Annotated in this window: 19 protein-coding genes; 11 read left to right on the forward strand and 8 right to left on the reverse strand. The window is 71.8% G+C overall.

All coding sequences use genetic code 11. The annotated features are described in order from the left end of the window. Positions 1–548 precede the first annotated feature (548 nt). From ACQPXB_RS18305 to ACQPXB_RS18315, 3 genes are read left to right on the forward strand one after another with little or no spacing between them, the layout of a single operon-like run. Positions 549–1409 (forward strand): amidohydrolase family protein, encoded by an 861-nt coding sequence (locus ACQPXB_RS18305; protein WP_432853607.1) that lies wholly within the window; start codon positions 549–551, stop codon positions 1407–1409. After that, a complete protein-coding gene (locus tag ACQPXB_RS18310; RefSeq protein WP_432853609.1) occupies positions 1402–2286 on the forward strand; it encodes a hypothetical protein in 885 nt (294 codons plus the stop codon). Before ACQPXB_RS18305 ends, ACQPXB_RS18310 begins: the two co-directional genes overlap by 8 nt. 42 nt (positions 2287–2328) lie before the next feature. Then, positions 2329–3627 (forward strand): cation:dicarboxylate symporter family transporter, encoded by a 1299-nt coding sequence (locus tag ACQPXB_RS18315; RefSeq protein ID WP_432853612.1) that lies wholly within the window; start codon positions 2329–2331, stop codon positions 3625–3627. Positions 3628–3665: 38 nt separating this feature from the next. On the opposite strand, the gene ACQPXB_RS18320 is transcribed toward ACQPXB_RS18315, so the two are convergent. Both ACQPXB_RS18320 and ACQPXB_RS18325 read right to left on the reverse strand, forming a co-directional pair. Beyond that, complete coding sequence (locus ACQPXB_RS18320) at positions 3666–4430, reverse strand: crotonase/enoyl-CoA hydratase family protein (RefSeq protein ID WP_432853615.1); 765 nt, start codon at positions 4428–4430, stop codon at positions 3666–3668. Further along, positions 4427–5941 carry an AMP-binding protein gene (locus ACQPXB_RS18325; protein ID WP_432853618.1) on the reverse strand — a complete coding sequence of 505 codons (1515 nt, stop codon included), beginning with the start codon at positions 5939–5941 and terminating at the stop codon, positions 4427–4429. The genes ACQPXB_RS18320 and ACQPXB_RS18325 overlap by 4 nt, the downstream gene beginning before the upstream one ends. A 56-nt stretch (positions 5942–5997) precedes the next feature. Between ACQPXB_RS18325 and ACQPXB_RS18330 the strand changes: the two genes are divergently transcribed. Continuing rightward, a complete protein-coding gene (locus ACQPXB_RS18330) occupies positions 5998–6528 on the forward strand; it encodes a TetR/AcrR family transcriptional regulator (protein WP_432853621.1) in 531 nt (176 codons plus the stop codon). Positions 6529–6531: 3 nt separating this feature from the next. Here ACQPXB_RS18330 and ACQPXB_RS18335 read toward each other — a convergent pair whose 3' ends face one another. Together ACQPXB_RS18335 and ACQPXB_RS18340 are read right to left on the reverse strand one after the other, a co-directional pair. Continuing rightward, positions 6532–7434, reverse strand: a complete 903-nt coding sequence (locus tag ACQPXB_RS18335; RefSeq protein WP_366578232.1) for a serine hydrolase — start codon at positions 7432–7434, stop codon at positions 6532–6534. Then, positions 7431–8324 carry a LysR family transcriptional regulator gene (locus ACQPXB_RS18340; protein WP_432853624.1) on the reverse strand — a complete coding sequence of 298 codons (894 nt, stop codon included), beginning with the start codon at positions 8322–8324 and terminating at the stop codon, positions 7431–7433. Before ACQPXB_RS18340 ends, ACQPXB_RS18335 begins: the two co-directional genes overlap by 4 nt. A gap of 102 nt (positions 8325–8426) precedes the next feature. Here ACQPXB_RS18340 and bla (ACQPXB_RS18345) point away from each other — a divergent pair, with 102 nt between their 5' ends. From bla (ACQPXB_RS18345) to bla (ACQPXB_RS18355), 3 genes are read left to right on the forward strand one after another with little or no spacing between them, the layout of a single operon-like run. Further along, positions 8427–9317, forward strand: a complete 891-nt coding sequence (bla, locus tag ACQPXB_RS18345; RefSeq protein WP_432853627.1) for a class A beta-lactamase — start codon at positions 8427–8429, stop codon at positions 9315–9317. Between the two features lie 20 nt (positions 9318–9337). Continuing rightward, positions 9338–9895 carry a D-alanyl-D-alanine carboxypeptidase family protein gene (locus ACQPXB_RS18350; RefSeq protein WP_432853630.1) on the forward strand — a complete coding sequence of 186 codons (558 nt, stop codon included), beginning with the start codon at positions 9338–9340 and terminating at the stop codon, positions 9893–9895. Between the two features lie 11 nt (positions 9896–9906). Then, on the forward strand, positions 9907–10809 hold the full coding sequence (gene bla, locus ACQPXB_RS18355) for a class A beta-lactamase (RefSeq protein ID WP_432853633.1): 903 nt from the start codon (positions 9907–9909) through the stop codon (positions 10807–10809). Between the two features lies 1 nt (position 10810). Here the strand turns inward: bla (ACQPXB_RS18355) and ACQPXB_RS18360 are convergent, their stop codons facing one another. From ACQPXB_RS18360 to ACQPXB_RS18375, 4 genes are read right to left on the reverse strand one after another with little or no spacing between them, the layout of a single operon-like run. Then, positions 10811–11176, reverse strand: coding sequence for an RNA-binding S4 domain-containing protein (locus ACQPXB_RS18360; protein WP_366578241.1), 366 nt, complete (start codon positions 11174–11176; stop codon positions 10811–10813). 25 nt (positions 11177–11201) lie between these two features. Then, complete coding sequence (locus tag ACQPXB_RS18365) at positions 11202–11831, reverse strand: TetR family transcriptional regulator (protein WP_432853636.1); 630 nt, start codon at positions 11829–11831, stop codon at positions 11202–11204. 45 nt (positions 11832–11876) lie between these two features. Then, the gene (locus tag ACQPXB_RS18370; RefSeq protein WP_366578244.1) at positions 11877–12068 is read right to left on the reverse strand and encodes a ferredoxin; all 192 of its coding nucleotides are present in this window, start codon (positions 12066–12068) and stop codon (positions 11877–11879) included. Then, positions 12068–13468 carry a fatty acid desaturase gene (locus ACQPXB_RS18375; protein ID WP_432853641.1) on the reverse strand — a complete coding sequence of 467 codons (1401 nt, stop codon included), beginning with the start codon at positions 13466–13468 and terminating at the stop codon, positions 12068–12070. Before ACQPXB_RS18375 ends, ACQPXB_RS18370 begins: the two co-directional genes overlap by 1 nt. Before the next feature lie 126 nt (positions 13469–13594). On the opposite strand from ACQPXB_RS18375, the gene ACQPXB_RS18380 reads away from it, so the two are divergent. From ACQPXB_RS18380 to katG, 4 genes are all read left to right on the forward strand, one after another. After that, the gene (locus ACQPXB_RS18380; RefSeq protein ID WP_432853644.1) at positions 13595–14386 is read left to right on the forward strand and encodes a class I SAM-dependent methyltransferase; all 792 of its coding nucleotides are present in this window, start codon (positions 13595–13597) and stop codon (positions 14384–14386) included. 40 nt (positions 14387–14426) lie between these two features. Further along, a complete protein-coding gene (locus tag ACQPXB_RS18385) occupies positions 14427–15245 on the forward strand; it encodes a TetR family transcriptional regulator (protein ID WP_432853646.1) in 819 nt (272 codons plus the stop codon). Positions 15246–15426: 181 nt separating this feature from the next. Next, positions 15427–15882, forward strand: coding sequence for a Fur family transcriptional regulator (locus ACQPXB_RS18390; RefSeq protein ID WP_366578252.1), 456 nt, complete (start codon positions 15427–15429; stop codon positions 15880–15882). After that, positions 15875–18109 carry a catalase/peroxidase HPI gene (katG, locus tag ACQPXB_RS18395; protein ID WP_432853649.1) on the forward strand — a complete coding sequence of 745 codons (2235 nt, stop codon included), beginning with the start codon at positions 15875–15877 and terminating at the stop codon, positions 18107–18109. Before ACQPXB_RS18390 ends, katG begins: the two co-directional genes overlap by 8 nt. Positions 18110–18212 lie beyond the last annotated feature (103 nt).

The following is an 18212-nucleotide window of genomic DNA, read 5'->3' on the forward strand; positions in this document are numbered from 1 at the left end:
GCCCCTCGCGCCTCGGCGATGGTGCCGGACCGCGGCGACCGCTGTCGGTGTGGTCGTCGAGCGGCAGTTCGTCCGCCGCGCCGTCGTGGACCTGGCCGCGCTCGCCGGCCGGATGCCGCGGGGCTCGAGGTCCCCTCGGGTGGAGAGTCCGGCGTAGGGGCGTCGGTGTCGGGCGGGGGCCGGAAACACCACCCGAACCCGCGCCCGACCTGGGCCTTGCCACCCCTCCGGCCTCGGATTGCCCGGTTCAGGCGAACCCTCCCGCGGCGTCACCTTCCCCCGTCCGGGTTACTGAGTCTCCAGCCACCCTCACTTGTCAGGACGCCCGCCCGTCCCGCACCCTCCCACCTGCACGGATTCCACGGGGCCCGCCTCGCGCTGTGTTCGCGGAGTGATGCGCACCGTGATCCTCAACGAAATCGTCCCCACAATCTTGTACGAGATTGTTAACAATCGTGTATGGTCCCGATCTGCCGGAGCGCGCGGGCTCCGAGCCGGGTCGCCGAGGATCCGGTGCTGCGCCGAATCGCCGGTTCACAGGAGGTCACATGGACATCATCGACTCGCACACCCACGTCATCTCCCCGGACGCGGGCCAGTACCCGGTCGACCCCATCGGCGGCAAGCAGAGCGAGTGGTCGAAGGCGCACCCGGTGGACATCGACGGCCTCGTGCGGGCGCTGGACTCGGCGGGCATCGCGCAGGCCGTGGTGGTGCAGGCGTCCACGGTGTACGGCCACGACAACCGCTACGTCGCCGAAGCGCTGCGCCGTCACCCCGACCGCTTCGCGGGCGTCTACTCGATCGACGCGATGGCCCCGGACGCCGTCGAGAAGATCGACCACTGGCAGGGCCTCGGCCTCTCGGGCTTCCGCCTGTTCACCACCGGCACGACCATGCCCGGCCAGGCCGACTGGCTCGGCCACGAGGACTCGTTCCCCGCCTGGGCCCACGCCGAGAAGCACGACATCCCCGTGTGCCTGCAGATGACGATCCAGGGCCTGCCGAAGCTGCGCGAGATCCTCGACCGGTTCCCGCGGGTGCGGGTGCTGCTCGACCACTGCGCGCGCCCCGACTTGTCCGACGGGCGGCCGTACCGCCTGGCCAAGGACCTGTTCGACCTCGCCGCCTACCCCGGCGTGCACCTCAAGCTCACCCACCGCGCGCTGGCCGCGTCGGCGAAGGGCGCGTCCACGACCGAGGACTTCCTCACCGACCTGGTCTCGGCCTACGGCGCCGCCCGCATCGCGTGGGGCTCCAACTTCCCCGCGGCCGACGGCGTGCTGCCCGACCTGCTGGCCGAGGCCCGCGAGACGGTGTCCGTGCTGCCCGAAGCCGACCTCGACCAGATCTTCGGCGGGACCGCCGCCGCCTTCTACCCGTCGCTGAAGGGTGCGAGCCGTGCCTGAGCCCACGATCCTGCGGACCGTCCTCGCGGACTACCCGCACACGAAGCCGCTCAAGAACGGCGAGGTCACCAGCCCGTCGGTCGAGCTCGACTTCACCGCGGTCTCCCCGGTGCACAAGGCGTTCGCGCCGATGGTGCGCGACGAGGCCTACGACCTGAGCGAGCTGGCCGTGGTCACGGCGCTGCAGGCGATCGCCTACGGCCGGCCCGTGGTGCTGCTGCCGGTCGTGGTCGCGTCGCGGTTCCAGCGCGGTTGCCTCATCGCGCACGCGTCGCGCCCGGTGGACCCGGCCGGGCTCAAGGGCAAGCGCATCGGCGTGCGCGCCTTCACGCAGACCACCGGCATGTGGGTCCGCGCGCACCTCACCGAGGATTTCGGCCTCGCCTCGCGCGACATCCACTGGCTCACCCGCGACGGCGCCCACGTCGCGGAGTACGAGGACCCCGACTTCGTCGAGCACGGCGTCGGCGACTCGAGCCTGCCCGACCTCCTGCGCGAAGGCCGCATCGACGCCACCATCCTCGGCAACGACCTGCCCGAAGGCGACGAGTTCGTGCGCGTGATCCCCGACGCCGCAACGCGTGATGAGCAGTGGTGGCGCGAGCACGGCTTCATGCCGATCAACCACATGGTCGTCGCGGGGGAGTCGCTCAGCCGCCGCGACCCCGGCGCCGTCCGCGAGGCCTACGAGCTGCTGCGCCGCGCCGACGCGACCGTCGAGCGGCCCGACGGCGCGCCGGTCCCCACGATGTTCGGCTTCGAGAACCTGAGCGGCCCGATCGAGCTGATCGTCGACGCGTGCCTCGAACAGGGCCTGCTCCCGCGCCGCCTCGGCGCCGACGAGGTGTTCGCGCCGGCCCGGCAGATCCTCGGCTAGTTCCCTCCCCACCGGACATTTCAACGGAGAAACCGGAAGACGATGAGCGAAACCACGTCCACGGGCGCCCCCGGGCAGACCCGCAAGCGCAAGCCGTTCTACCAGGACCTGACCTTCCAGGTCCTCGCCGGCGTCGTCGTCGGCGTGCTCGTGGGCGTGCTCGCGCCCTCGGTCGGCCACCACGTCGACTTCCTCGGCGACATCTTCATCCACCTCATCCAGATGGTCGTCGGCCTGATCATCTTCTGCACGGTCACGCACGGCATCGCCAGCGTGCGCGACCTCGGCAAGGTCGGCCGCATCGCGGTGAAGTCCATTGTGTACTTCGAGGTGATCACCACGATCGCGCTGGTGATCGGCCTCGTGGTGGTCAACGTGCTCAAGCCCGGCATCGGCATGAACATCGACCCGTCGTCGCTGCACGCCCCCGCCTCGGCCGCGCCGGCCAAGTCGGAGGGCTTCGACGACTTCCTCGTGAGCCTCGTGCCCACGTCGGCCGTCGACGCGTTCGCCAAGGGCGAGATCCTGCAGGTGCTGGTGTTCTCGGTCCTGTTCGCCTGCGGCCTCGCCGCGCTGGGCGAGAAGGCGCAGCCGGTGCTGAACATCGTCGGCACCGTGCAGCAGTCGCTGTTCTGGATCATCAAGAAGGTCATGCGGCTCGCGCCGTTCGCCGCGTTCGGGGCCATCGCGTTCACGGTGTCGAAGTACGGGCTGAGCACGCTGCTGCCGCTGGGCAAGCTGGTCGGGGTGTTCTACCTGATCGTGGTGCTGTTCTTCGTGCTCGTGCTGTGGCCGGTGTCGCACTACGCCGGGGTCAGCCTGTGGAAGGTGCTGCGCTACTTCCGCGCAGAGCTGGTACTGGTGCTCGGCACGAGCTCGTCCGAAAGCGTCTTCCCGCAGCTCACGGCGAAGCTGGAAAAGCTGGGCGTCGACGAGCCGGTGGTGGGGCTCGTGCTGCCCACCGCGTACAGCTTCAACCACGACGGCACCTGCCTGTACTTCGCAGCGGTGAGCGTGTTCCTGGCCCAGGCCACCGGCACGGACCTGAGCTGGCAGGCCCAGCTGGGCCTGCTGTTCGTGCTGCTCCTGACGTCCAAGGGCGGCGCCGGCGTGTCGGGCTCGGCCATCGCGGTGCTGGCGCTGACCCTGGCGGCCACGCACACGATCCCGGTCAGCAGCATCGCCCTGGTGCTGGGTGTCCACAGTGTCCTGTCGGCCGCGTTCGTGTTCACCAACATCGCGGGCAACTGCGTGGCCACACTGGTCGTGGGCAAGTGGGAGAAGGCCATCGACCGCGTGACCCTGCATCGGGAGCTGGACGCGGGCTACGTCGCGGCGTGACGGATCCGGGGCGGGGTTTGCTGTGCCCCGCCCCGGGGTCACGCGTCGAACGAGCCGTGGCGGCCGGCGCCGCGGGTGAAGCGGGTGGCGCCGGCGACGGTGTCGCTCGCGAGGGACACCAGGCCGTGGCCGAACTCGTTGGCCAGGGCCTGTTCTTCGGTGGCGCCGTGTTGTTCGAGTACCGACGCGCGGTCCTCGCGCAGGCAGGTCTGCGGGAAAGCCGCCAGGCTCCGGGCCAGCTCGACGGCCGCGTCGAGGGCCTGGCCGGCGGGAACGACGCGGTTGGCAAGTCCGATCCGGAGTGCTTCGTCGGCGGCGACCGGGCGTCCGGTCAGGATCAGGTCCAAAGCGTGGCTCTGGCCGATCAGACGCGGCAGCCGAACGGTGCCACCGTCGATGAGCGGCACGCCCCAGCGCCGGCAGAACACGCCGAACACGGCGGTTTCGTCGGCCACGCGCAGGTCGCACCAGATCGCCAGCTCCAGCCCGCCCGCCACGGCGTGGCCGCTCACGGCGGCGATGACCGGCTTGCTCAGGCGCAGCCGCGTCGGGCCCATCGGGCCGTCGCCCGACGGTTCGGTGCGGTTGCCGCGGCCTTCGCTCACGGCCTTGAGGTCGGCGCCCGCGCAGAACGTGCCGCCGGAGCCCTGCAGCACGGCGACCGAGGACTCGGGATCGGCGTCGAAGGCGCGGAAAGCGTCCGCCAGCGCCGAAGCGGTGGTGCGGTCGACGGCGTTGCGCCGTTCGGGCCGGTCGATCGTCACGATCGTGACGGGGCCGCGCTTTTCGACCAGGACGGTCATCGGTCCTCCCAGAGGGGATCACGCAGGGCACGGCGCAGGATCTTGCCCACCGCCGACTTCGGGATCGCGTCGACTACGTGCACGCTCTTGGGCACCTTGTACCCCGCGAGCAGGCCGCGCACGTGCGTACGCAAGTCCTCTTCGGACACCGCGGCTCCCGGCCGCAGGGCAACGAACGCCGTCACCGCCTCGACCCACGTCGGGTCGGGCGCGCCGACCACAGCGGACTCGGCGACGGCCGGGTGCGCGGCCAGTGCGTCCTCGACCTCCCGCGGGTAGACGTTGTAGCCGCCTGTCACGATCATGTCGCTCGCGCGGTCGACCAGGTAGAGGTATCCGCGCTCGTCGGCGCGAGCGAGGTCGCGCGTGCGGATCCAGCCGTCCACGAGGGTCTCGGCGGTGAGCTCGGGCGCGTCGAGGTACCCGCTCATCGTAAACGGCGCGCGCACGCGGATCTCCCCGATCTCCCCGCGCGGCACCGGATTCCCGTCCGGGTCGGTGAGCACCAGTTCCGCGTCGACGGCCGGGTGGCCGCACGAGCCGAGCAGCTCGCCGCGCAGGTGGTCGGCCTTGCCGAGCACCGTCTGGCACAGCGGTGCCTCGGTCTGGCCGTAGTACTGCACGAACTTCGGGCCGAAGCGCTCCATCGCCTCCTGGATCAGCGGCTTCGGCATGGGGCTGGCGCCGTAGACGATGGTGTCCACCGCAGAAAGGTCCACACTGGACTCGGTGAGCAGCAGGCCCAGCATCGTCGGCACGAGGTTGACCTCGGTGACGTGGTGCCGGGCGATCGAGTCGAGATAGGACCCGGGGTCGAAACCCGGCAGCACGACCGCGCGGCCGCCGCGGATCCAGTACGGCAGCACGAAAGTCCCGCTGGCGTGGATGAGCGACGCGGCGTGCAGCATCGCCGAGCCGGGCCCGGGGGAGAGGAGGTTGGCGAGGATGTTCGTGGTGATCGCGGCGTAGCTGGCCTGCGTGTGCTGCGCGGCCTTGAGGGTGCCGGTGGTGCCGGACGTGTAGAGGGCGAGCACGACGTCGTCCGGTGCGACCCGGATGCACGGGTCGGCCGCCGGAACGCGGTCCAGCTCGGCGACGAGGTCGAGGTCCCGGGCGCGCAGGCGGTCGCCGAGCCCGGCCAGGCGCAGGCCGTCGAGGGCTTCGGCGAGTTCCGCGGCGCGTTCGGCCAGGGGCTTGCAGTACACGAGCAGGGTGACGCCGGTTTCGGCGAGCATCCGGGTTTGTTCGGCCACGGCGAGGCGGGCGTTGAGCGGCACCCGGGTCACGCCGGCCTTGAGGCAGGCGAAGTCGAGCGGGACGGACCACTCGCCGTTGTCGACCAGCAGCCCCACCCTCGTGCCGCGGCCGGCCCCTGCGGCGAGCAGCGCGTTCGCGAGGCGGCTGGCGCGCTCGTCGACCTCGGCGAAGGAGAACTCCCGGTCGCCGACTACCACGGCCGTCCGGTCCGCGAAGCGCTGGGCACCCCGGCGCACCAACTCCACAGCGAGCATGCCGGGAGGTTTTCACAGTCCGTCCGGACTGTCAACGAGGACGGTAGGCTGCCCGGGTGAGCCGCAGCGAACAACGAGCGCGCACCCACCAGACCCTGCTGGACGCCACCGTCGCGTGCCTGGTCGAGTTCGGCTACGCCGGCACGACGACGCAGCGCGTGCAGGAGCGAGCGGGCGTGTCGCGCGGCGCGCTGCTGCACCACTTCGGGTCGAAGGCGGACCTGTTCGTCGCGGCGATCCACTACATCGCCGAGCAGCAGCTGGCGCGGGTGCGGCTCGCCGGCGCCGACTCGCGGCGGCAGCTGGTGACCGCGTTGCGGGAGGCGATGTCGGGGCCGTTGTTCCTGGCGGGGCTGGAACTCTGGCTCGGCGCGCGGACCGACCCGGCGTTGCGCGCGGCGTTGCTGCCCGCCGAACGCGAGCTGGGGCGGGAGCTGCGCAAGGCGTTCGAGTCCACAGGGGACGATCGCGTCGGCAACGAGTCGCTGCTGATGCTGTTGCGGGGCCTCGCGCTCACCAGCATCCTGCGCGACGACACCACCGTTGCCGACGCGGTCGTGGACCGCTGGTTCGACCGCCTGGGCTGAGGTTCACCGCGACCGCAGGTGGTCCCGCATCGTGCGCGCGACCCGGGCCATGAGGATCTCCGCCTCGGGCTGGATCGCCGCCGGCACCCGCGACTCGGTGAGTGCGGCCACCGCGAACACCTGCCCGTCGGCGTGCTCGGCGACCCCGACCTCGTGCCGCAGGTTCAGCAGCGTGCCGGTCTTGGACGACCACTTCGTCGCGTCGGACCCGAAATCCGGCGTGAGCCGCTGGCGCAGCAGGTTGTGGGCCATGAGCTCCCGGGTGCGCGCCGCCACCTCGGAGTCCACTTCGGACGGCCGCCACAACGCCTCCAGCAGCGCCACATACGCCCGCGCCGACCCGGCACTGGCCCGGCTGACGTCCAGTTGCGACACCGGGTGCCCCCGCCCGGCCGTGCCCGCGCGAATGGCGAGCGCGTGGGCGAGGTGCACCTCGCCGGGCTCGAACCGTTCCGCGGGGGTGTCGGCCAGCTCCGCCGTCGGGTGCCGCACGGAGACGCCGTCGATGCCCCACTCGCGCAGCATCCGCGTGACCTCGGCCGGCGGCGTGAGCTCGAACAACGCGTCGGCCGCGGTGCCGTCGCTCACCGCCACGCTCAGGTAGAGCAGATCGTCGATCGCCACGCGCGCCGGGTGGCGGAACCGCGCCAGCCCGGCCGGCCCGGCGGTGGTGACCCGCCCGGGCTCCACCTCCAGCTGTGTGGCGCCGTCGAGCTCGCCCCGCCGGATGCGCTCCAGCGTCGCCGCCGCGAGCGGCACCTTGACCAGCGACGCGCTGGGGAACTCCCAGTCCGCGTCGAGGCCGATCTCGTGTCCGGTGTGGAGGTCGCGCACGAGGAAGGAGCCGCGCAGGCCGCCGTCGTCGAGTTGTTCGCGGAGGTCGCGGAGCAGGGATTCGGTGTTCACACGGTCTCCTCGTCGGAGGCGCCGAGGCAGCGGGCGATGCCGGACCGCAGCCGGGTGCGCAGGTGGTGGGCGTCTTCGCCGAGTGCGGCGGCGATGTCGAAGCCGCGGGCGAGGGAGGCGTCGCCGAGGGGGCGCCAGCCCAGGCCGAGCTCGGTGGCCTGCGCGGGGGAGCACAGGAGCAGGTCGGCGGACCTGTAGACGGCGGCCGCGGCGGCCGTCAGGGAATCGGCGACGGAGACCTGGGCCGGTTGCAGCCCGACGGCGTCGCGGACGCGGAACACGCGATCGCGGATGTGGGGCACGTCGTCCTCGGGCTGGATCCACACGCGGCGGCGCTCGGCTTTCGTGGCACGGCCTGCGCGCAGCGTCTCGAGGTGGACCACGGGCGGGAGCTGCTGGCGTTCCGTCGCGGCGACGCCGAGCGGCACCGTCCACACGGCCTCGGTCTCGGGCACGGCCACCAGGGCGGCGCGCACGTCCTGCGTGCGCACGAGCTCGGCGCGCTCGCCGGGCGGCGCCGGGCGGAACTCGAGGAAGATGCCCAGCGCGCGGGCCTCGGCGTCGAGCTCCGCCAGGTCACGCGTCGGGCAGGTGCCGGGCACGGCGAGGCGCAGCGGACGCAGCTTGGCGCGCTTCGCGTCGTGCTCCATGGCGTCGGCGAGGTGGACGAGGCGCCGCGCGGACGGCAGCATGTCGCGGCCGAACGGCGTGAGCTGGGCGCTTCGCGTCGCGCGGTCGAAGAGGCGCTCGCCGAGGTGGCGTTCGAGCGCTGCGATCCGGCGGCTCGCCACGGGCTGGGGGATGCCGGCCACCGCCGCCCCCGCCGTGAAGCTCCCGGTCTCGCTCACGCCGACGAACGCGCGGCAGCTTCCGATCAGGTCCACGACCACACTGTATGCCCGTTCCGCATGGAAGGGGCCACTTCTGTCTTGGACAGCATGAACGACCTCGGTGAGACTGCGGATGTCGATCACTTCCGAAGGGGGAACCCGGTGTTCAGCAAGTCTGTGGTGGCAGCGGTGGCATTGGTGGCGCTGGCGGGATGCGGCGCGCCGCAGGCTCTGCCGCCCGCCGCGCCGCCCGTCACTTCCGCTTCGCCGACGGTCTCGAACCAAGCGTTCGCCGATCTCGAACGGTCGTTCGGCGCCCGGCTCGGCGTGTACGTCGTGGACACCGGCTCAGGTCGCGAAGTCGCCTACCGCGCGGACGAGCGGTTCGCGTACGCGTCGACGCACAAGGTGTTCAGTGCCGCGGCTGTGCTGCAGAAGGTGGGGACGGCGGGGCTCGACCGCGTGATCAAGTACGGGCCGGGCGACGTCGTCGCGAACTCGCCGATCACCGAAAAACACGCGGGCGCCGGCATGACGCTCGGCGCGATCATGGACGCCGCCCTGCGCTACAGCGACAACACCGGCGGCAACCTGCTCTTCCGCGAGCTCGGCGGGCCGGCCGCGCTGGGCACGTGGCTGCGCTCGATCGGCGACACGACCACCCACGTCGACCGCACCGAGCCCACCCTGAACGAAACCACGCCCGGCGACCTCCGCGACACGACCACCCCGCGCGCCTGGGCCCGGTCGCTGCGCACGGTCGCCCTCGGCGACACCCTGGCCGCGCCGCTGCGCACCGTCCTGACGAACACCATGCGCGCCAGCACCACCGGCACCAACCTCGTCCGCGCGGGCGTTCCTTCGGGGTGGCAGGTCGCCGACAAGTCCGGCACCGCCGACCGCGGCACCCGCAACGACATCGCGATCGCCTGGCCCCCGGGCCGCGCGCCGATCGTGTTCGTCGTGTTCTCCGACCACCTCGCCACCGACGCCCCCATCGACGACGCCCTCGTCGCCCGCGCCACGGCGGCCGCGGTGAACGCGCTGGGATGAGACGTTCTCCTGGGGGAGTCATGAAACCGTCCACTTCGGACCCTTATTCGCGGCGTCGTGACCTCGGCTACCGGGTGATCACGCGACTGCTCGCCTTCGCGCTGTGGCCACCGGCCTGCCTGGTCGCGCCCGGCCTCGGACGATCCGTCGCGTGCTCCTGGGCGCTCCGCATCCGCTTCCCGTCCGAGAACCTCAGCGGCCTGTCGCCCGGCACCCACGCCGCTTTCGTCGCGGCCCGCTGCGCGGCCCTCTGGCACCACGGCACCCTCCTCGGGCTCACCTCCGGCCACCGCGACGCCGGCGCCCAGGACCGCCTGTTCACCGCCGAGGTCCGCCGCACCGGCTCCGCCGCCTCGGCCCGCCGACGCGCGCTGCCCCCGGCGAGCTCCCGCCACGTCACCGGCACCGCCCTCGACATCCGCCCCCGCGACGGCGCCCACTGGCTCGAACTCCACGGCGCGGCCCACCACCTGTACCGCGTCTACGACAACGAATGGTGGCACTTCGAATACCACCCCGAAGGCCGCCCACCGCGCGTCCCCCACCCGGGCTTCTCCCTGGCGGACGCGGAATCGTGAGAGGAACTTCCGTGGCGGACCGACATCGCATCACCCGGCGGACCCTGCTCGCCGGAGTGCTCGCCGCACCTATCGCCGGGTGTGCGAACCCGGCCCCAGTGAACCCCGCACCACGACCGAAAACGGCAATCCCGCCGTCGACCGCCCCACTCGAAGCCCTCGAGCGGAAGTACCAGGCCCGCCTGGGGATTCACGCGCTCGACACGAAAACCGGAGCCACGCTGGACTACCGGGCCGACGAAAGATTCGCCTTCTGTTCCACCTTCAAAACCTTCGCCGCGGCAGCCGTGCTGCAGAACCACCCACTGTCCTACCTGGACACGAAAATTCCGTACACCCCAGCCGAAGTCAACTCGTTCTCGCCGATCACCCAGCACCACGCCGGCGCCGGGATGAGCGTGCGGCAGCTGTGCGATGCCGCGATCCGCTACAGCGACGGGACGGCCGGCAACCTGCTCATGCGCGACGCCGGCGGGCCGGCGGGGCTCACCGCGTACCTGCGCGGGCTCGGCGACGCCACCAGCCGCATGGACCAGTACGAGCCCGAGCTCAACCGCGACCCCCTGGACGACCCCCGCGACACCACCACCCCGCGCGCGCTGGCCGCCGACCATCGAGCGGTCGTGCTCGGCACCACGCTCCAGCCGGACCAGCGAGCACTCCTCGAAGACTGGCTGGCCCGCAGCACCACGGGCGCCCAGACCATCCGCGCGGGTGTGCCCGCCGCCTGGCGCGTGATCGGCAAAACCGGCCACGGCGACTACGGCCGCGTCAACGACGTCGCCGTCCTCCGGCCGCCGGGCGCGCCCCCGCTGGTCTTCGCGATCATGTCCGAACGCACCGCCTACGACGACGAACCCCGCTACGCCTTGATCGCCGAGGCCGCGAAGTACGTCGCCCGAACCCTGGGCTGACTCAGCCCCAGCGCGACCGGAACTCGTCGAGCACGCGGCGCTCCCGCTTCGTCGGCCGGCCCGCGCCGCGCTCGCGGCGCGCCACCGGGATCGCGGCCTCCGGCGGGGGTTTCGGAGTGCGGTCGATGATGCACTTGGCCGCCTCGGGCGCACCGACGCGTTTCTGGATGACCTGGACGACCTCGACAACGCGGGTGGTCTGGCCGATCCGGGCGCGGACCTCGTCGCCGGGGACGACGGTGGTGGCGGGTTTGGCCGGGCGGTCGTTCACGCGCACGTGCCCGCCCCGGCACGCGGCGGCCGCGTCCGAGCGCGTTTTCGCCAGCCGTACGGCCCACAGCCAGCGGTCCACCCTGGTCGACTCCACGGGTCCATCATGCCCCAGCCGCCGGTCAGCCGCGGCGCATAGGCCGCGCCGCCGACGTGCCCAGCACGCGCCCGACCACCCAGGCCAGCGCGTCGGCCGTGCGGGCGGGGGTGTCGGACGGCTGCATCACGTGGCTGAGCACGGTGCGCACGACGAGGTCGATCACCACGGCGATCTGCTCGTCGTCCAGCGGCGGCCCGTAGGTGCGCACGCGCTCGATCAGCATGGTCTTCGCCTCGGTGAGCAACGAGCCCGCGCGCGTGGTCAGCAGTGGCAGCAGTTCTGTGTCCGTGCCGTGTGTCGCCGACGCGATGGCGCGCAGCAGCGTGTTGTCGTCGGCGAGGTCGAGCACGGCGCGGCTGGCCTCGTAGATCGCCTCGACCAGGTCGTCGGGGTGCCGGTCGAACGCGGTGCGCACCAAGGCGAGGAAGCGGGCCAGCTCGTGGGAGATCATCACCTCGGCCAGCGCGGCCTTGGAGCCGATCTCGTTGTACACGGTCTGGCGGCTCACGCCCGCGGCCTCGGCCAGCCGCGCCATCGTGACCGCCGACCAGCCCTCGCTCGCGGTCAGCTCGATGGCCGCGGTGACGATCGGCTGCCGGTGCTGGCCGCCCTCGGGCGGTGCGGCCCGGAGTGCCCCGCTCATGATCGTCATCCTAGGCCGCCTCCCGTGTGGTCCCGGCGAACTGGCGAACGCACCTCAGTCCCGCACCTTCAGCGCCAGCACCGGGCACGCGTCGGCCGCGGCCGTGACGTCCAGGCGGTGCTGCTCGGCCGGGCTCTCCTCCAGCAGCACCACCGTGCCGTCGTCCCCGACCTCGAAGAAGTCCGGCGCCATCGCCTCGCACATGCCGAGCCCCGCGCACAGCTCGCGGTTCGCCTCGATCCGCATCACGCACCCACCCTTCCGGGAGCCACGAAGTCGACCTTCTCGCGCACGCCGCAGTCCGGGCAGCACCACGAGTCCGGGATCGCCGACCACGGCGTGCCGGCGGGGAAACCCTCGCGCGGATCACCGCGGTGTTCGTCGTAGACGTAGCCGCAACCGGGGCACATGCCGCCCTCGGTGGCGTCGCCGCGGGTGTCGGCGGCGATCCGCTCCTCGGCCGTCACGCGGGTGCCGTACCGGGCCAGGACCCCGCCCCGCTTGCGCGGCTGGATGTTGGCGCGGCCGATGTCGCCGTCGAAGTGCGCCAGCACCCGCGGGTCCATCACCCGCCGCCACAACGGCGGCACGAGCGCCAGCACGATCATCCCCGCGTACCCGGTGGGCAGCACCGGCGACTCGGCGAAGTCCCGCAGCGTCTGGTAGCGGCGCGTGGGGTTGGCGTGGTGGTCGCTGTGGCGCTGCAGGTGGTAGAGCAGCACGTTGGTGGCGACGTTGTTGGAGTTCCAGCTGTGGCTCGGGTCCACCCGCTCGTAGCGGCGCCGGGCCGGCGCCCCCACCCGCCGGCGCAGCATCCCGTAGTGCTCCATGTAGTTCACGACTTCCAGCAGCGAGAAGCCCACCACGGCCTGGATCAGCAGGTACGGCAGGATCCCCACCCCGAGCCACACCAGCATCGCCGCCCACAGCACGGCCGACATCAGCCACGCGTTGAGCACGTCGTTGCCGATGCGGAACGGGTGCTTGTCCCGGCGCGCGTAGCGCTTGCGCTCCAGCCGCCACGCGGACTTCAGCGAGCCGCCGACCGTACGCGGCCAGAAGCGGTAGAAGCTCTCGCCGACGCGGCTCGAAGCCGGGTCCTCGGGGGTGGCCACGCGGACGTGGTGGCCGCGGTTGTGCTCGATGTAGAAGTGGCCGTAGAAGCTCTGCGCGAGCGCGATCTTCGACAGCCAGCGCTCGTGGCTCTCCTTCTTGTGCCCCAGTTCGTGGGCGGTGTTGATGCCGATCCCGCCGATGCACCCGATGGACGCGGCCAGCCCGATCTTGTCCACCACGGTCAGGTCGCCGCGCCCGATCAGCCAGAACGCCGCCACGAACCCGACGTACTGGATCGGCAGGAAGAGGTAGGTGATCCAGCGGTAGTACCGGTCGTTCTCCAGCTGTTCGAGCACGTCGTCGGGCGGATTGCTGCGGTCGAGCCCCGCGACCAGGTCGATCACGGGCACGATCACGAGGATCACGATCGGCCCGATCCAGAACCACACGCCCCAGCCGGTGGCCGCGTGCAGCCCGATCGCCAGGAAGGCGAGCGAGGGCACCACGAGCCCGATCAGCCACAGGTACCGCTTGCGGTCCGTCCACGACTCGGTGGAGCCGGCGGGCACCGTCCCCGCGACTTCGCTCATCTCGTCCTCCTCCGTCAACGACACTGTCCGACGTGGTTGACAAGACGGTAAGTGATGTACATCCAGCTTGACAAGTCGAAGAGAAATGTAAAGCCGGACGGTTGCCCGCTGGCGTAGGTTCGGACGATGAGCGACTGGTCGTCGGGCGAGGCGTACGAGCGGTACGTCGGCCGGTGGAGCCGCCGGGTCGCCACGGCCTTCCTCGAGGGCACGGTCGTGCCGCCCGGAGCGCGCTGGCTCGACGTCGGCTGCGGCACCGGCGCGCTGACGTCGGCGGTGCTGGCCACGGCCGATCCCGGCGGCGTCCTCGGCGTCGACCGGGCCGTGCCGTTCGTCGCCCACGCCCGCCGGCTGGCCGCCGACCCGCGGGCGGCCTTCGTGGTCGGCGACGCGCAAGCCCTGCCCGTGCCCGGCGACGCGTTCGACGCCGCCGTGAGCGGGCTGGCGCTCAACTTCGTGCCCGATCCGCACCGGGCGGTCACCGACTGGGTCCGGGCCGTGAAGCCCGGGGGAGTGGTGACCGCGTACGTGTGGGACTACGCCGAGGGCATGGAGCTGATGCGCTGGTTCTGGGACGTCGCGGCCGAGCTCGACCCGGTCGTCCCGGACCTCGACGAAGGCCGCCGCTTTCCCCTGTGCCACCCGGATCCGCTGAGTCGACTGTGGACGGACGCGGGCCTGACCGGCGTGGTGGTGCGCGCGATCGGCGTGCGCACCGCGTTCGCCGGCTTCGACGACTACTGGCTGCCCTTCCTCGGCGGGCAGGGTCCGGCGCCCGCGTACGCGGTGCAGCTGCCCGAAGACCACCGCCGGGCCCTGCGCGACCTCCTGCGCGCCCGGCTGCCGATCGCCGCGGACGGCACGATCACCCTCACGGCTCGGGCATGGGCCGTGCGGGGCAGCGTGCCGCGCCGCTGACTCGCCGGAAATCCCGTGTCCTCAAGCTATTCTCGGTTCCGTGGGCGGACGGCGGGTCGACTGGGCGGCGTTGCGGACCCCGCGGGACGAGGCTCCCGCGGAGGGCCTGCGCGAGCGCAAGAAGCGCGAGACCCGGCGCCTGCTCGTCAACACCGCCACGGAGCTCTTCCTGGCGCGCGGCTTCGACGCCGTGCGCGTCGCCGACGTCGCGCGGGCCGGCGGCGTCTCGGAGAAGACCGTCTTCAACTACTTCCCCGCCAAGGAGTCCCTCATCCTCGACCGGCCCGACGCGACGCTGGCCGCGTTGCGCGTCGAACTCGGCGACCCGGCCCGCACGCCCGTCGAAGCCGTGCTGCGCATCCTCGCCGGCGAGCTGGCCGCGGTCACCGGCTGGCTGGAGGACCAGCGTGATCGCCGCGCCGCGGGCGCGGGGTTCCGCCGCTACGGCGAGCTGATCCGCTCCACGCCGGCGCTGGCCGCCTACCAGCGCGAGCTGCTCGACGAGCTCGCCGCCGGCGCCGCGCGGCTGCTGGCCGTGCGCGCGGGCCTGGCCACCGCCGACCCGGAGCCGCAGCTCGCCGCGATCGCGCTCACCGGGCTGTGGCGCGTGCAGTTCGGCAGCCTCGCCAAGCACGTGGACGCGGGCCGCACGCCGGCCCGGATCCGCGGTGCCGTGACCACCGACGTGCTCCGCGCCGCCCGGCTGCTGGAGTCGGGTCTGGGCCACTTCGCGCGCACGCGGCGTCCGGCGGTGAAGGACGCCGCCGCCAAGACGACCGGGGCGAGAAGCCCGGTCGCGAAAAGCCCGGCGGGTGCGAAACCGGTACGGACCTCGCGCCGCCCGGACACCGGTGCCTGAACGTCCAGAGTGGCCGCCGGCAGCGGGAAACCTCCGGGCTCACCCGGGTTCGCGCGAAGTTTCCGTGACTGTAAGTTTACGGCGACCCCCCAGCGTGTGACGGTGGGAGCGGGTCATCCGGCAGGTTCACGACGGCGGGTCATTCTTGATTGATTCCAGAAGCTGCGGCACACTGCCAGGCGTGCCAACGACTTCGGACTTCGAGCGCATGCTACGCGGAGCGGCTCTGCGGGTGACGCGTCCTCGGATGGCGGTGCTGTCCGCGGTGCACGATCATCCCCACGCCGACACCGCGTCGCTCATCGGTGCCGTGCGCGCGGATCTCGGCGAGGTGTCCCACCAGGCCGTCTACGACGTCCTGGCCGCCCTGACCTCCGCGGGTCTCGTGCGGCGGATCGAGCCCGAGGGCTCGGTCGCGCGGTACGAGGCACGGGTGGGGGACAACCACCACCACGTCGTGTGCCGGTCGTGCGGTGCGATCGCCGATGTCGACTGCGCGGTCGGCGCCGCGCCCTGCCTGACCGCGTCGGACGACCACGGCTTCGTCATCGACGAGGCCGAGGTCATCTACTGGGGCCTGTGCCCCGACTGCAACACCGTTACCCACACTGATTCCCGGAAGGATTCCCGTGTCTGACACCCCCAACGCCGAAGTCGGCGAGATGAACGTGGAGAGCGCGGGCGGGTGCCCCGTCCACACGGGGCGCATCGCGCACCCCACCGAGGGCGGCAGCAACCGTGACTGGTGGCCCAACCAGCTCAACCTCTCGATCCTCCGGAAGCACTCGGCCGTGGCGAACCCCATGGACGAGGACTTCGACTACGCCAAGGAGTTCCAGACCGTCGACCTCGACGAACTGGCGCGCGACGTCGACGCGGTCCTGACCACCTCGCAGGACTGGTGGCCCGCGGACTTCGGTCACTACGGCGGCTTCATGATCCGCATGGCGTGGCACAGCGCCGGCACCTACCGCATCGAAGACGGCCGCGGCGGCGCGGGCGCCGGCATGCAGCGCTTCGCCCCGCTGAACAGCTGGCCGGACAACGGCAACCTGGACAAGGCCCGCCGTCTGCTGTGGCCGGTGAAGAAGAAGTACGGCAAGAAGATCTCGTGGGCCGACCTGATGATCTTCACGGGCAACCGCGCCCTGGAGACCATGGGCTTCAAGACCTTCGGCTTCGCCGGTGGCCGCGCCGACGTGTACGAGCCCGACCAGGACGTGTACTGGGGCCCGGAGCGCACCTGGCTGGGCGACGAGCGCTACAGCGGTGACCGCGAGCTCGAGGCCCCGCTGGCCGCCGTGCAGATGGGCCTGATCTACGTCAACCCCGAGGGCCCGAACGGGAACCCGGACCCGGTGGCCTCGGGCCGCGACATCCGCGAGACGTTCCGCCGCATGGCGATGAACGACGAGGAGACCGTCGCCCTGATCGCCGGTGGCCACACCTTCGGCAAGACCCACGGTGCCGCCGACGCCGACGAGTTCGTCAGCGCCGAGCCCGAGGGCGCGCCGCTCGAGGAGCAGGGCCTGGGCTGGAAGAACAGCTTCGGCTCGGGCAAGGGCCGCGACGCCATCACCAGTGGCATCGAGGTCACCTGGACCCCGACTCCGACCAAGTGGAGCAACTGGTTCTTCCACAACCTGTTCGAGTACGAGTGGGAGCTGGAAACCGGCCCCGGTGGTGCGAACCAGTGGAAGCCGGCCAACGGCGCCGCCGCGAACACCGTGCCGGACCCCGAGACCGGTGAGCTCAACCGCGCGCCCGGCATGCTGACCGCGGACCTCGCGCTGCGCTTCGACCCGATCTACGAGCCGATCTCGCGCCGCTTCTACGAGAACCCACAGGAGTTCGCGGACACCTTCGCCCGCGCCTGGTACAAGCTGACGCACCGCGACATGGGCCCGGTCCAGCGCTACCTCGGCGCGCTCGTCCCGGACGAGGCCCTCATCTGGCAGGACCGCGTGCCGGCCGTCGACCACGAGCTGGTCACCGACGCCGACGTCGCGGACCTCAAGGCCAAGCTGCTCGACTCGGGCCTCACCACGGCCCAGCTCGTGTCCACCGCGTGGGCGTCGGCCTCGACGTTCCGCATCGGGGACAAGCGCGGTGGCGCCAACGGTGCCCGCCTGCGCCTCGAGCCGCAGCGCGGCTGGGAGGTCAACAACCCGGACGAGCTGGCGCAGGTCCTGACCACGCTCGAAGGTGTGCAGGAGGCCTTCAACGCGGCCCAGTCGGGCGGCAAGAAGATCTCCCTGGCCGACCTGATCGTGCTGGGCGGCGCCGCGGGTGTCGAGAAGGCCGCGAAGGACGCGGGCGTCACCATCACGGTGCCGTTCACCCCGGGCCGCACCGACGCGACGGCGGAGCAGACCGACGCCGAGTCGTTCGTGCCGCTCGAGCCGAAGGCCGACGGCTTCCGCAACTACCGCGGCAAGGGCAACCGCCTGCCGAGCGAGTACCTGCTCATCGACCGCGCGAACCTGCTCAACCTGAGCGCGCCCGAGATGACCGTGCTCGTGGGTGGCCTGCGCGTGCTGGGCGCCAACTACCAGGCGTCGAAGCAGGGCGTGTTCACCGAGACGCCGGGCGCGCTGACCAACGACTTCTTCGCCAACCTGCTCGACATGGGCGTGGAGTGGAAGACGGTGTCGGAGGATGGCGAGGCCTTCGAGGGCCGCGACCGCGCCACCGGCGAGGTCAAGTGGACCGGCAGCCGCGTCGACCTGCTCTTCGGGTCGAACTCGGAGCTGCGGGCCGTGGCCGAGGTCTACGCCGCGGACGACGCGAAGGAGAAGTTCGTGAAGGACTTCGTCGCCGCGTGGGACAAGGTCATGATGCTGGACCGCTACGACCTGGTCTGAGCGTGACGCGGGGGCCTTCGGGCTCCCGGTGACCTCCGAAGGGGGCGGGGACCACGGGTCTCCGCCCCCTTTTCAGTGGCCGGAAAACCGCCGCGCCGCAGGT

It is taken from the genome of Amycolatopsis sp. CA-161197 (assembly GCF_050942255.1).
Lineage (GTDB): Bacteria > Actinomycetota > Actinomycetes > Mycobacteriales > Pseudonocardiaceae > Amycolatopsis.

Excerpts from the sequence above, each read along its gene's own strand:
- ACQPXB_RS18305 (WP_432853607.1), top strand. The coding sequence starts at position 549 with ATGGACATCATCGACTCGCACACCCACGTCATCTCCCCGGACGCGGGC.
- ACQPXB_RS18315 (WP_432853612.1), top strand. The coding sequence starts at position 2,329 with ATGAGCGAAACCACGTCCACGGGCGCCCCCGGGCAGACCCGCAAGCGC.
- ACQPXB_RS18320 (WP_432853615.1), bottom strand. The coding sequence starts at position 4,430 with ATGACCGTCCTGGTCGAAAAGCGCGGCCCCGTCACGATCGTGACGATC.
- ACQPXB_RS18325 (WP_432853618.1), bottom strand. The coding sequence starts at position 5,941 with ATGCTCGCTGTGGAGTTGGTGCGCCGGGGTGCCCAGCGCTTCGCGGAC.
- ACQPXB_RS18350 (WP_432853630.1), top strand. The coding sequence starts at position 9,338 with ATGAAACCGTCCACTTCGGACCCTTATTCGCGGCGTCGTGACCTCGGC.
- ACQPXB_RS18365 (WP_432853636.1), bottom strand. The coding sequence starts at position 11,831 with ATGACGATCATGAGCGGGGCACTCCGGGCCGCACCGCCCGAGGGCGGC.
- ACQPXB_RS18370 (WP_366578244.1), bottom strand. The coding sequence starts at position 12,068 with ATGCGGATCGAGGCGAACCGCGAGCTGTGCGCGGGGCTCGGCATGTGC.
- ACQPXB_RS18375 (WP_432853641.1), bottom strand. The coding sequence starts at position 13,468 with ATGAGCGAAGTCGCGGGGACGGTGCCCGCCGGCTCCACCGAGTCGTGG.
- ACQPXB_RS18380 (WP_432853644.1), top strand. The coding sequence starts at position 13,595 with ATGAGCGACTGGTCGTCGGGCGAGGCGTACGAGCGGTACGTCGGCCGG.